A 12,501-nucleotide genomic window follows, 5' to 3' on the forward strand; every position below is an offset into this window, starting at 1 on the left:
CCGGCGCTCGATACCCCCAACATCAAGTGGCCTGGTTTTGCGCCGCCCAATGGCCGACTTTTACCCCGCCGTTGACACATGAGCGTTCTGGTCCGTTTCCTTTTGCTGTGTGGCATCATTTCCGTGGGCCTGGGCGTCTACGGTGTCTTGGATGCCATAGTGGCCGCGCTGAGGTGGTGAGATGAGCCGGCGTCCGCCAACTTTTCCAAGCGATACGTGGCCTCCCCGCATGCTGGCCGACATGGCCGCTGCATTCTGCGGGGAGCGTCACGTTGAGGACTTCCTGGAGCGTGTTGGCACCGATTATCCACAACCGCGCGTGATTGAATCGCAGCGCCGGAAATTTTGGTATCGTGTCGACTTGGAAAAGGCGCTCGGCATTTCCGCCGCGCCCAGCGGCATGGGGGCTCGGTTCCGTGAAAAGGTCGGGGAAATCCGGAGTGGTTGAGCTCCCGAGATACGTGCACAGGGTCACGAAGATACGGAAAGGCAAGGAGCCCGCCGAGTACTATTTCTACACGAGGCACCGAAATACACCGGAGGCTTGGCCTTCGTTGCCCTTGCCTTACCCTTTGGCGCCCACGTTTGCGGCGGCAATCGAGATTTGCGGCTTTCTAGCCAAAGAAGAAGACAGTTTTTTCCTGCATGGTGCTGCCCTACCGAGCCACAAAGATGCGGAGTTCTGGGACAAGGCACATAAAATCCACGCTGCCTGGCTGCGTCGCCAGCACGAAGATGCGAAAGACTTCACCGCGCTGGTCGACAAATTTAATGACGACGCCAACCCGGTGTGGACTTCCCTCGCCCCCTCGACGCGCCGCGGCTACGAACGGTCTGGCGAGATGATCAAAGCCGCCTGGGCTTTTGATCTGCCAGAGGAACTCACCACCGTGGACGCACAGCAGGCGATTGATGCGCTGGGAGACACCCCAGCGACTGCCAACCAGTTTCGCGCCTATCTGTCCCGCCTGATGGGCTGGGGAATCCCGCGCGGCTTCTGCACGTCGAACCCCGTCCAGTTCACCGAGAAGATCCCCGGCGGCGAGCCCTGGTCACCGTGGCCGGAATGGGCTTTCGACATTCTGTTCGAGCATGCTCCATTCAACATGCTCCTACCGGCCGTGTCAGCCTACTTCACCGGGCAGCGGCAGAGCGATGTCTTGCGGATGTCCAGAATGAAGGCTGATGAAGGCGTCATCTCGGTAACGGCCCAAAAGACCGGTGAGACCGTGTGGATACCAGTCCATTCTCAATATCGCCCGTGGTTGACCCGGGCCGAGCAAATGTACGTTGCCGCCAATGAACAGCGCGCAGCTGGAGGACGGGCTGCCGTGGTGAGCGGAGCCCTGCACCTAGGGGTCAAGGGACTGCCTTATCAAACTGCTGATGGGTTCAGATCAGAGTGGCAGCGCATGATGAGCGGCAAGCCTTTCGAACGGTTCCGCGAGGAGCGGATCGTATTTCATGGCCTACGTAAGAATGCGGTGATTAATCTGCTGGAGGTGGGATGCACCGAGGCGGAGGTGGGCTCGATCACGAACATGAGCCCGGAGATGGTGCGCCACTACGGGCGAGACGTTCAAAAACGCCGACTCGCGGTGAATGCGATGCGCCGGCTTGAGGAGAACTGGTCCACTGTGGCGCCCTCGTTTCTGGAACAGGAACAGAACGCGAATTGGAAACCATCTACTCGGATTGGAAACCGGTGGGAGAGGAGCCACAAAGAAAAGTAGCAGAATCCCCCGGATTTCCTAGAGTTTTTGGTGGGTGTACGAGGGCTCGAACCTCGGACCCGCTGATTAAGAGTCAGCTGCTCTACCAACTGAGCTATACACCCACGAGACCCGGCCGCGCGCTGTGCGCCGCCGGAATTGCGCCTCTCTATCAAAGGCTCGGGATGCTGTCCACCCATCTTGTCGCAATAATTGCGGGTCGTTTAGGAGAAGGGATTCTCGCTCGTCCCCAGATAGGCCTTGTCGCCCCAAAGCCTTTCGAGGGCCGGGTCGCGGCGGCACCCAATCCGATAGGCCTCATAGCGCGCCGGGTTCTTGATGTGGAAATCCTGATGATACTCCTCGGCTGCATAGAACAGCGCCGCATCCTTGATTTCCGTCACGATCGCATAACCGCTCTCCTCGGCGATCGCCGCCCTGCTGGCCTCGGCGATGTCGCGCTGCTCCTCGGTCAGGGCAAAGATCGCCGGGCGATAGGACGGCCCCATGTCACAGAACTGGCCGCGCCCTTCGGTGGGATCGGTGGTGTGCCAATAAACCGTCAGCAATTGCTCATAGGAGACGATCTCGGGATCGTATTCGATCTCGACCACTTCGTAATGGCCGGTATCGGAGTAGACCACCTGCTCATAGCTGGGATTTGGCACATGCCCGCCGGCCAAGCCCGATAGGGTGGAGGTGACGCCTTCGACCTTGTCGAAATTGGCCTCCACGCTCCAGAAGCACCCGCCGGCAAAGAGAGCCGTCGCGGCATTGGCCGGCAGCGCCATGAGCGCGAGCGCGGTGGCCGATACGGCGATGAAGGAGCGTTTCATCACAACCTCCCGGTTTGGCCTCCAGATGAAACCCGCCGCGCCGCGTCCGCAAATCAAACCGGCGTGATGGGAGCCCCGAAGCTGCAATTGCAATTGATGCGATAAGACACTGGAAACGATTCAGGAGTAGCTTCCCTTGGTGACTATGGGCGCCTATGCCCTCCGGGGACGCCATTCTTGCCAATACATCGTCAGTCCTCTGATTTAGCCTTGTCGCGCCTTGCGCTGGCCACGGCCTATTGGCTGCGGCCCCGGCGCATCCGGCACGTTCCACCGCTGCTGGCCCGGATCATTCGCGATCGCCTCGTGACGCCGCAGCCGGTTCCGTGCAGCGAGAAGATCCAGTCCTCCCCCCCGGGCCTCGCCGGCCTTGCGCGCGATCTCAGCACCCCGGTGGTCCTCGCCGCCATGCAGCGGGGCTTTTATGCCCAGGGCCATTGGGGCAGCCTTAAATGGTGGTCGCCGCCCGATCGCGCCATCATGCGCCTCTCGGACGTGCATATCGCCAAGCGCTTCCGCCGCACCATGCGCCAGACCGGGATGCACATCGCCATCGACACCGATTTCGCCGGCGTCCTCGAAGGCTGTGCCGCCCCGCGCCGCAACGGGCTCAATCTCACCTGGCTCACCCCCGGGGCGCAGGCGCTCTACCAGCGGCTGCACGATGAGGGCCACGCCCATTCGGTCGAGGTCTTCGAGGACGGCCAGCTGGTCGGCGGCGTCTTCGGGGTCACGGCCGGGCCGGTCTTTTCGGCCCTTTCCATGTTCCACACCGTCGACAATGGCTCCAAATTCGCCATTGTCAGTTTGTATCACCATCTGGCCGACGCCGGCTTTGCCGCGGTCGACCACCAGATCATCTCGCCCTGGGTCGAGGCCCTGGGTGGCATCACCTTGCCCCGCGCCAGCTATGAGGAATTCCTCGCGACCACCCCGGCGGGAGATGCGCGCACGGGCAAATGGCAGGCCCGGTTCACCCTGGCCGAGACCGCCGGCTGGTCGCCATCGGGCGATCCCGCCTGACCCTCCGCATGTAGCAAAAAGGCCGCCCGAAAGCGGCCTTTTTCGTACTGCCTAGCCGGCGAGCGCACCCTGGGCCGGCGCGCCGCGTTCGACCAGCAAGCGGTTATAAGCGTTGAGATAGGCGCGGGCCGAGGCCATCAGCGTATCAGGCTCGGTCGCATTGCCCGACGCGATGCGGCCGTTCATTTCAAGGCGCACATGGGCATTGGCCTGCGCGTCCGTGCCGCCGGTGACGCCGTCCACGGCATAGAGCACCAGATGCGGGCTGGCCTTGACTGCTTCCTTGATGGCCGAGAAGATCGCATCGACCGAACCCGTCCCGTCAAAGCTCACCTCGATCGGGTCGCCATCCACCGAGACCTTGAGCTCGCAGCGGTGAATGCCGCCGGTCTTGGAGGTGACGCTCATCTCCACCAGCTTGATCCGGTCGGCGCTCGAGCCGATCTCGTCATCGACCAGCGCGATGATGTCGTCGTCATAGACGTTCTTCTTGCGGTCGGCGAGGTCCTTGAAGCGCTGGAAGGCTTCCTGGAACTGGTTGTCGGCCATCTCATAGCCGAGATCGGCCAGCTTCTGCTTGAAGGCATGCCGACCCGAATGCTTGCCCATCACCAGCGAGGTGGATTTGATCCCCACGCTCTCCGGCGTCATGATCTCATAGGTCAGAGCGTTCTTGAGCATCCCGTCCTGATGGATGCCGCTTTCATGGGCGAAGGCGTTCTTGCCCACGATGGCCTTGTTGTACTGGACGGGGAAATTGGCCGCCGCCGACACGACCTTGGACGCCCGCGAAAGATGGGTGGATTCGATATTGGTGTGGAAGGGCAGCGCGTCGACCCGGGTCTTGAACGCCATGACAATCTCTTCCAGCGCCGCATTGCCGGCCCGCTCGCCGATGCCGTTGATCGTGCATTCGATCTGCCGCGCGCCGGCTCGCACCCCGGCCAGCGAATTGGCCACCGCCATGCCCAGATCGTTGTGGCAATGGGTGGAAAAGATCGCCTTGTCCGAATTGGGCACCATCTCGATCACCCTCTTGAACAGCTCGTAATAGTCCTCGGGCGTTGAATACCCCACGGTATCGGGCAGATTGATCGTTGTCGCGCCGGCCTTGATCGCCGCTTCGGTGCAGCGGGCGAGGAATTCGACCGGCGTCCGGGTCGCGTCCATGCCCGACCATTCCACATCGTCGATGAGATTGCGGGCCTGGGTCACGGTTTTGGTGACGATTTCGAGCACTTCCTCCTCGGTCTTGCGCATCTGGTGCGCCAGATGGATGGGGGAGGTCGAGACGAAAGTGTGGATGCGCCCGCGCTGGGCGAAGCGCACCGCTTCGCCGGCCCGGTCGATATCGGCGGGAATCGCGCGGGCCAGCCCGGCGATCACGGCCTTCTTGGCCCGCTTGGCGATGGTGGCCACCGCCTCGAAATCCCCGTTCGAGGCAATGGGGAACCCGGCCTCGATGATGTCGACGCCCATGGCATCGAGGATTTCGGCGACCTGGAGCTTTTCGTCCAGCGTCATCGTCGCGCCGGGGCTTTGCTCCCCGTCGCGCAGGGTGGTGTCGAAAATATAGACGCGATCGGTATTGGATTGAGTACTCATGTTGTCTTTCCCTACTCGGCCCCTGCGCAAAAATGGATCGGAATGCGGCAGTCGCGACCGGACAGTATCGATGTTCGGTGGTGTGGCACTATCCCCTGACGACCCGTTCGCTGCAAGGCGAACTGCCGGTGATCAGGGGCTGATAAGGAGAAGGAGGAGCGTGGCAGAGAACAACAGGCCCGTACCCAGAACGAGACGAGCCCGCAAAGCCTTCTGCTTGCTGGCGGCTATGGCGACGGCGCGGTTAGGACTGCGGCGCATCGATACGGCCTTGACCTTCTGTTCTACAACACGATTACAATGAGCCAATTATGTCAGGGTTGCAACCCCTTTTGCCTGGACGCCGTAGGAGAAAAATTGCGTCTTCCTGGCGATTTCAGCCCTGTGGGAGGACAAAACTACTCATCGAGATCGATCATGCCCTCGGCAAGCACCACTGCGGCCCCGCCGATCCCCGCATGGCGGAGCTGCCCCTGATCGATATTGAACTGGATTCCGATCTCGCTGGGCCGTCCCATCTCGCGGCCCTGGCGCACCCGCGCGGCGTGATGGCCGTCCCCATAGCCGCCCTGCTCGGCCAGCAGCCCGATCAGCGCCGCGGCGGCGGAGCCGGTGGCCGGGTCCTCCCCGACCCCCAGGCCTATCCCGAACATGCGCGCCGCGTAGTCGTTGTTGCGCTCATTGGGCGTGGCGGTGAAGACATAGGCCGCGTTGTGATCGCCGGGGAAGGTCTGGTCCCATCCGCGCCGTTCCAGCGTGATGGCCTCGAGGGCACGGGCGTCGCGGACCGGCACCAGATAGAATGGCAATCCGGCCGAATACCGCCCCGGCATCATGCCGTTGCAGCCGATATCGGATTCGACGAGCCCGAACCGGGCCGCCACCTGGGCGTTGTGCGGCACGTCGGCGACCTTGGCCGGAAGGTGCGGCAGCGAGAACTTGGCTTCACCGGTCCTCTTGTCCACCCGCTCCATCACCGCCGTCACCTGCCCGACGCCCAGTTCCAGGCGCACGGCGCTGAGCCTGCTTTGCAGCCCCAGAAGCACCGCCGCGCCGATGGTCGGGTGGCCCGCGAACGGCAATTCGGTGGTCGGGGTGAAAATCCGCAGGGCCGCCGCGTGGCGCTCATTCTGCGGCGCGAGCACGAACACGGTTTCCGAGAGGTTGAATTCCCGGGCGATGGTCTGCATCCGCGCGCCGGACAATTCGTCGGCCTTGAGCACCACGGCCAGGGGGTTCCCGCACAGGCGGTCACGGGTGAAGACGTCGAGAAGATAGTAAGGAAGCTTCATGGGCCCTGTGTCCGCCAACGCCATCGATCGGCGATGTCTAGCACACCTGCCCTGCTCCTGGCACCCATCGCGGCCACGAAACAAAACGGCCCGCGCAGAGGCGGGCCGTTTCAGGGTCTGGCAACCGGAAGGGGTTAGTTGCGCGACTTGTCGACCAGCGCGCCCGCCTTGATCCAGGGCATCATGTCGCGCAGCTTGGTGCCGACTTCCTCGATCTGGTGGGCGTCGTTGTTGCGGCGGATGGCCTTGAAGCGCGCGGCGCCGGCGCGATATTCCTGCATCCACTCGGAGGTGAACTTGCCGGACTGGATGTCGTTGAGCACCCGCTTCATTTCGGCCTTTGTCTCGGCCGTGATGATGCGGGGGCCGGAGATGTACTCACCCCATTCCGCCGTATTGGAGATGGAATAGTTCATGTTGGCGATGCCGCCCTGATAGATCAGGTCGACGATCAGCTTCACTTCGTGCAGGCACTCGAAATAAGCCATTTCCGGTGCATAGCCGGCTTCGACCAGGGTTTCGAACCCGGCGCGGATCAATTCGACCACGCCGCCGCACAGCACGGCCTGCTCGCCGAACAGGTCGGTTTCACACTCTTCCTTGAAGGTGGTCTCGATGATGCCCGAGCGACCGCCGCCCACGCCTGAGGCATAGGAAAGGCCGAGGTCATGGGCATTGCCCGAAGCGTCCTGGTGGACGGCGATCAGGCACGGCACCCCGCCGCCCTTCTCATATTCGCCACGCACGGTGTGGCCGGGGCCCTTGGGGGCCACCATCACCACGTCCACAGTGGCCTTGGGCTCGATCAGCCCGAAATGGACGTTGAGGCCGTGGGCGAAGGCCAGCGCCGCGCCGTCGCGGATATTGGGGGCGATGTCGTCATGATAGATGTCGGCCTGCAATTCGTCCGGCGTCGCCATCATCATGAAATCGGCCCATGCGGCCGCTTCGGCCACGCTCATCACCTTGAGCCCGTCCGCCTCGACCTTCTTGGCGGTCGAGGAGCCGGGGCGCAGGCCGATGGCGATATCGGTCACGCCCGAATCCTTGAGGTTCAGCGCATGAGCGCGGCCCTGGCTGCCATAGCCGATGATGGCGACCTTCTTGGATTTGATGAGGTTGAGATCGGCGTCCCGATCGTAATAAACGCGCATTGGTTGCTCCCCTAGCTCGCTTGGGTTGATTGAAATCTATGCTCCGTAGAGCGTGAAAAACTGTTCCCGCGCCCGCCGGGCCTGGGTGGCGATCGCCTCTTCGGTCGGCCGCCTCTGCTCGCCCAGCAGCATGCGAATCTGCGTGTCGCGCACCACGAGGCCGAAAAAGGTCCGGAAGGCCTGGTCCGAATCCTCGAACCTCAGCAGTCCGGCCTCGCGCGCGGCCTCCAGCAGCGGCTTGCACCGCTTGGACATGCCGATGGGGCCGTTCTCTAGGACGATGCGGCCCAGATTGCGCTTTTCCTGCCCCGCATGGCTCACCGCCAACCGGTTGAGCGCCACCGAGATGTCGCCGGTCAGGACGCTCAGCCAGTCGCGCCCGAATTTTTCGAGCGCGATGGCCAGGGTGCGGCCGTCCAGGCTTTCCCGGTCCACCGGAACCATGCGAACCTTGGAGGCCTGCCACTGCACGGTGGCGGTCAGCAGCCCGTCCCGGTCGCCAAACCATTTGTAGAGCGTTTCCTTGGAACAACTGGCCCGGCGGGCGACGCCCGTCATGGTCAGCCCGTCCCCACCATGCACGAGAAGGGCAAGCGCCGCGTCGAGCACGTCTTTCTGGCGGTCGGTGAGCGTATCGTCGCTGATCGTCAGGGTTGGCGGAGCCAAGGTGGCATCTCTTCGGTCTGTGGTGTAGAACAGCGCTTCGGCATCCTTCCGCACTGGCGGGCGGATGCCCTTGAACGCGGCGTACCGTACGGTACGGTTCGGTATATTTCAAGCCCGATTTTGCGCGCCGCCGCCGTCATAGATTCGGCATTGTTGCGTTCGAAGCTGGGGCAAATCGTCGTCCGAGGCTTCTCATGCACAAATTGCCGCTCGCCCTGTCCGCTGCCCTCATCCTCTCCACCCTGCCCGCCGCAGCGCAGGAGGACATTACCTTCGCCCCCATGATCGGCGACTCGCTCACCGAACGGTTCTGGGTCCAGCCCCAGGAGGATTTCGGCCTGCCCGGATCGATGATCCTTTTCCTTTCGGAAGGCACCATGCTCCAGGACTCCTGCTGGGAAACCTATCGCCTTTCCAATTGGCAGATGACCGGCGACGATTCCCTGAGCTGGGTCGAGGACACCATGACCATCGAGGCCGATATCGTCGAGCTCAACGAGGCCGAACTGATCCTCGCCCTCCATCTGGGCGAGGAGACCGTCGAGAAGCGCTATACGGTCGCCCCCGTCCCCTATGTCTGCCCCGACATGCCGCGCTGACCGAATCGGGCGTTTCCAAACGAAAAAAGGGCCGCCCCGAAGGACGGCCCTTTTCGATATGCGAAACCAGAACGCTCAGCGCTTGGAGAACTGGAAGGAGCGGCGAGCCTTGGCCCGGCCATACTTCTTGCGTTCCACCACGCGGCTGTCGCGGGTGAGGAAACCACCCTTCTTGAGCACGCTGCGCAGTTCGGGCTCGTAATGGGTCAGCGCCTGGGAGATGCCGTGGCGAACCGCACCGGCCTGGCCGGAGAGGCCGCCGCCGGCCACCGTGGCGATCACGTCGTACTGGTCGACGCGCTCGGCCGCGACGATCGGCTGCTGCAGGATCATCTGCAGGACCGGACGGGCGAAATAGGCGGTGAATTCCTTGCCGTTGACGGTGATCTTGCCCGAACCGGGCTTTACCCACACGCGGGCCACGGCGTCCTTGCGCTTGCCGGTGGCATAGGCGCGGCCATAGGTGTCGAGCTTCTGGGTGTAGACCGGCGCGTCATTGGCGACGGCGTCGGTTGCCGTGCCCAGGTCTTCGAGGGAATTGATGATCTCGGACATATTACTTCACCCTCACATTCTTGGTGTTGAGCGCTGCAACATCGAGGGCTTCGGGCTGCTGGGCTTCATGGGGATGCTCGGAGCCGGCGAAGACGCGCAGGTTCTTGAGCTGGGCGCGGGTCAGCGGGCCGCCCGGCATCATGCGGCGCACGGCATTTTCCACGACGCGCTCGGGGAAACGGCCCTCGAGCATCTCGCGCATGGTGCGGTCCTTGATGCCGCCGGGATAGCCGGTGTGCCAGTAGAAGCGCTTGTCGTCGAGCTTCTTGCCGGTGAACTTCACCTTGTCGGCATTGATGACGATGACGTTGTCGCCCATGTCCTGGTTGGGGGTGAAGGTCGGCAGGTGCTTGCCGCGCAGACGGGTCGCGATGATCGCCGCGAGGCGACCGACGACGAGGCCCTCGGCGTCGATCAAAACCCACTTCTTCTCGATCTCGCCAGCCTTGGCCGAGTAGGTTTTCATTGCTTGGTTCCTTGACAGATCTCTTGTGCGAACACGCCGCCGAAACCGGCGGCTGTTCCCAGGCCGTCCCTTGCGGTTCGACCAATTCGACGCGCGTCTTACAGGCGGATTCGATTGCCGTCAAGCGCCAAGTAAAAGCTATTTAAAAACAGCACTTTACGACTGCGGTATAATACTACCGCCTCGAAAGCCTATGCATATCAGAGAGATAGGCCACCACCATCGCGGCAATGGTGAAGGCCAGGGCCTGATGCACCAGCGCGATAGGGATATTGACCACGGACAGCAGCGTCGCAATGCCAACGCCCACCTGCAGTATGACCAGCACCCCGATGCGCGGCACCCAGCGATGGACGCCGGAAAATCCAAAACTCTTGCGCCCGACCCAGCACACGATCACCGCATAGAGCGCGACCAGATAGGCCAGGTTGCGGTGGTTGAACTGTACGGTCATCAGATGCTCGAACATGTTCCGCCAGGCCGGGTCGAGGGAGAACAGGCCACTGGGGATGATCGCGCCGTCCATCAGCGGCCAGGTGTTGTAGATCAGCCCCGCATTGAGCCCGGCGACCAGCGCCCCTGCCCCGATCTGGAGAAACACCAGAGCTACCAGCCCCCAGTTCGCCACCATCCAGCCGGTTCCCGGTCTTTCCCCCGCATCCACGGGTTCGAGCGTCCGTGCGACCCACACCAGCGCCATCATCAGGACGCAGGCCGCCATCAGATGCGCCGCGAGCCGGTACTGAGAAACCGAAGTCAGTTCCGAAAGCCCCGAGGAGACCATCCACCAGCCGAGAAAGCCCTGAAAGGCGCCGGCCAGGAACAGGCCGACCATCGGCCAGACCATGGTCCTCGGAATGCGCTTCTGGATGAGAAAGATGACGAAGGGCACGGCAAAGGCGAAGCCGAGCATGCGGGCGAGGAAGCGGTGTCCCCATTCCCACCAGAAGATGAACTTGAAATCGTCCATGCCCATCCAGGCTTCGACGAGGCCGTATTGCGGGATCTGCTGGTAGGCCTGGAACTCGATCTGCCAGTCGGCGTCCGACAGCGGCGGGATGATGCCGGAGATCGGCCGCCAGCTAGTGATCGAAAGCCCGGATTCGGTCAGCCGCGTTGCACCGCCCACCACAACGATCAGCAGCACGAAGGCCGCAAGGCAGTAGAGCCAGATGCGGACGGGCTTCAAACGGTCATGATCCAGCGCAACGGCGCTGGGAGAAGTGATGGCAGTCACAGGATGTACCGGAGTTGTCAAACTGAGCCGAACTGCTAATGGGATACGATCTTGATGGCAATGATATCAAACGCCGCAGGCAGGAGCGAGAGATGACGCAACGGCAGCGCAAGGCATGGGGAACGGCCTTTTCCATTCTCTCGCTCATCATATGGGCCACGCTGGGCATGTGGGCCTATGAGCTCTTCCTGCTCGACGCCCCGACCCTGGTTCATCTGGCCTTCTTCGTGCTGTTCGGCCTTGCCTGGATCTTTCCCGCCATGGCGATCATCCGCTGGATGTCCCGCCCCGACGCCTGACCGTCAGGCGATATCGAGCCGCCGCCCGCGCCGCATCAGGGTAAAGACCTCCGCCGTCATCAGGACGTCGATGAACCGTTTGCGCTGGAACAATCCGTTGAGCGAAATACGCGGCAGCGCCGTCGCATGCGCCGCGTGCTCGGGGTAGAGCCCGCCCGGACGGGTGGTGACCGCCGAGGCAAATCCCAGCTCGCGGGCCGCCTCGAATTCCCGGGGCCCGGCCGCCGCCACCCCGCCGATCGGGTAGGACAGATGGCGCGGGGTTTGGCCGAACTGGGCCGCCAGCACGCTGCGCGAATGCTCGATTTCCGCCCGCATCTCGGCCGGGGGCAGCTTGGACAGCTCGAAATGATGCACGGTATGCGCGCCGATAGTGCACAGGGGATGGTCGGCGAATCGCTTGAGCTCACTCCAATCCATGATCAGCGACCGGCAATGAGCCGCGAGGTCGAAGCCATAGCGCTCGGCCAGGGCGCGGATGGATGCCTCGCGCTCGGGCTCGGGCATCTTGCGATAGCGCTCATAGGCAAAGGCGAAGGTGGCGTTCTTCTGGGCCAGCGTCGCCGCATCGCCATAATGCGGCCCTTCCGGCAGATCGACGGTCACGAGGTCGTGGGCGGCGATGATGTCTTCGAGCGCCTGCCACCACACCAGCCCCACGCCGTCGACCAGCGCCGTCGGGATATAGAGCGTGAAGGGTGCTCCGTGCTTCTCCAGCACCGGCAAGGCGTATTCGAGATTATCGCGATAGCCGTCATCGAAGGTGAGCACCACGAAGGGCTTGGCCTGAGGCGCTTCGAGCCGGCGCAGCGCCTCGTCGAGATCGACGATCTCGAACCCCGCTGCCCGCACCTTGCCGATCACCGCTTCGAGGAAATCCGGGGTGATCTGCAATATGGCATTGGGCGCGAAGGCCGCCGGGCGCGTGGGCAATACGCGATGCAGGGTGAAGATCACGCCCCGTGCCGCCGACCGGCGGCGCAGCGCCGCCGCGACGCCGGGAAGCGCCAGCATCTCGAACGCCGCTCTATAGAGGCCGTATTTCGGCATGCGTCCG

Annotated in this window: 14 protein-coding genes and 1 tRNA gene; 5 read left to right on the forward strand and 10 right to left on the reverse strand. The window is 62.9% G+C overall.

Annotated elements, in window-relative coordinates:
* The first annotated feature begins 229 nt into the window (after positions 1–229).
* Positions 230–448, forward strand: coding sequence for a hypothetical protein (locus DVH29_RS08290; protein WP_114645713.1), 219 nt, complete (start codon positions 230–232; stop codon positions 446–448).
* Positions 449–554: 106 nt separating this feature from the next.
* The gene (locus DVH29_RS08295) at positions 555–1,733 is read left to right on the forward strand and encodes a site-specific integrase (protein ID WP_245944926.1); all 1,179 of its coding nucleotides are present in this window, start codon (positions 555–557) and stop codon (positions 1,731–1,733) included.
* A gap of 28 nt (positions 1,734–1,761) precedes the next feature.
* Here the strand turns inward: DVH29_RS08295 and DVH29_RS08300 are convergent.
* Together DVH29_RS08300 and msrA are read right to left on the reverse strand one after the other, a co-directional pair.
* A tRNA-Lys gene (locus DVH29_RS08300) sits at positions 1,762–1,837 on the reverse strand.
* Between the two features lie 99 nt (positions 1,838–1,936).
* Positions 1,937–2,548 (reverse strand): peptide-methionine (S)-S-oxide reductase MsrA, encoded by a 612-nt coding sequence (gene msrA / locus DVH29_RS08305; RefSeq protein ID WP_114645714.1) that lies wholly within the window; start codon positions 2,546–2,548, stop codon positions 1,937–1,939.
* A 210-nt stretch (positions 2,549–2,758) separates the two neighbouring features.
* On the opposite strand from msrA, the gene DVH29_RS08310 reads away from it, so the two are divergent.
* Entirely contained in the window at positions 2,759–3,571 is an 813-nt protein-coding gene (locus DVH29_RS08310) for a leucyl/phenylalanyl-tRNA--protein transferase (protein ID WP_114645715.1), read from the forward strand.
* A 51-nt stretch (positions 3,572–3,622) separates the two neighbouring features.
* On the opposite strand, the gene DVH29_RS08315 is transcribed toward DVH29_RS08310, so the two are convergent.
* The 4 genes from DVH29_RS08315 to DVH29_RS08330 all read right to left on the reverse strand — a co-directional run bounded on the left by DVH29_RS08315 (position 3,623) and on the right by DVH29_RS08330 (position 8,288).
* Complete coding sequence (locus DVH29_RS08315; RefSeq protein ID WP_114645716.1) at positions 3,623–5,176, reverse strand: 2-isopropylmalate synthase; 1,554 nt, start codon at positions 5,174–5,176, stop codon at positions 3,623–3,625.
* Between the two features lie 398 nt (positions 5,177–5,574).
* Positions 5,575–6,468: a PhzF family phenazine biosynthesis protein gene (locus DVH29_RS08320; protein WP_114645717.1), complete on the reverse strand. Its 894-nt coding sequence runs from the start codon at positions 6,466–6,468 to the stop codon at positions 5,575–5,577.
* Positions 6,469–6,602: 134 nt separating this feature from the next.
* A complete protein-coding gene (gene ilvC / locus DVH29_RS08325; protein ID WP_114645718.1) occupies positions 6,603–7,622 on the reverse strand; it encodes a ketol-acid reductoisomerase in 1,020 nt (339 codons plus the stop codon).
* Positions 7,623–7,658: 36 nt separating this feature from the next.
* Positions 7,659–8,288: a TetR/AcrR family transcriptional regulator gene (locus DVH29_RS08330; RefSeq protein ID WP_114645719.1), complete on the reverse strand. Its 630-nt coding sequence runs from the start codon at positions 8,286–8,288 to the stop codon at positions 7,659–7,661.
* Between the two features lie 194 nt (positions 8,289–8,482).
* Here DVH29_RS08330 and DVH29_RS08335 point away from each other — a divergent pair, with 194 nt between their 5' ends.
* Positions 8,483–8,887: a hypothetical protein gene (locus DVH29_RS08335; RefSeq protein WP_114645720.1), complete on the forward strand. Its 405-nt coding sequence runs from the start codon at positions 8,483–8,485 to the stop codon at positions 8,885–8,887.
* Between the two features lie 75 nt (positions 8,888–8,962).
* Here DVH29_RS08335 and rpsI read toward each other — a convergent pair whose 3' ends face one another.
* From rpsI to DVH29_RS08350, 3 genes are all read right to left on the reverse strand, one after another.
* On the reverse strand, positions 8,963–9,442 hold the full coding sequence (gene rpsI / locus DVH29_RS08340) for a 30S ribosomal protein S9 (protein WP_114645721.1): 480 nt from the start codon (positions 9,440–9,442) through the stop codon (positions 8,963–8,965).
* A gap of 1 nt (position 9,443) precedes the next feature.
* On the reverse strand, positions 9,444–9,908 hold the full coding sequence (rplM, locus tag DVH29_RS08345) for a 50S ribosomal protein L13 (RefSeq protein WP_114645722.1): 465 nt from the start codon (positions 9,906–9,908) through the stop codon (positions 9,444–9,446).
* 175 nt (positions 9,909–10,083) lie between these two features.
* On the reverse strand, positions 10,084–11,097 hold the full coding sequence (locus tag DVH29_RS08350) for a COX15/CtaA family protein (RefSeq protein ID WP_245944927.1): 1,014 nt from the start codon (positions 11,095–11,097) through the stop codon (positions 10,084–10,086).
* Positions 11,098–11,237: 140 nt separating this feature from the next.
* On the opposite strand from DVH29_RS08350, the gene DVH29_RS08355 reads away from it, so the two are divergent.
* Positions 11,238–11,444, forward strand: coding sequence for a DUF2842 domain-containing protein (locus tag DVH29_RS08355; protein WP_158541607.1), 207 nt, complete (start codon positions 11,238–11,240; stop codon positions 11,442–11,444).
* A 3-nt stretch (positions 11,445–11,447) separates the two neighbouring features.
* Here DVH29_RS08355 and DVH29_RS08360 read toward each other — a convergent pair whose 3' ends face one another.
* Complete coding sequence (locus DVH29_RS08360) at positions 11,448–12,494, reverse strand: polysaccharide deacetylase family protein (protein ID WP_158541608.1); 1,047 nt, start codon at positions 12,492–12,494, stop codon at positions 11,448–11,450.
* Positions 12,495–12,501 lie beyond the last annotated feature (7 nt).

The organism is Pelagibacterium lacus (assembly GCF_003345525.1).
Lineage (GTDB): Bacteria > Pseudomonadota > Alphaproteobacteria > Rhizobiales > Devosiaceae > Pelagibacterium > Pelagibacterium lacus.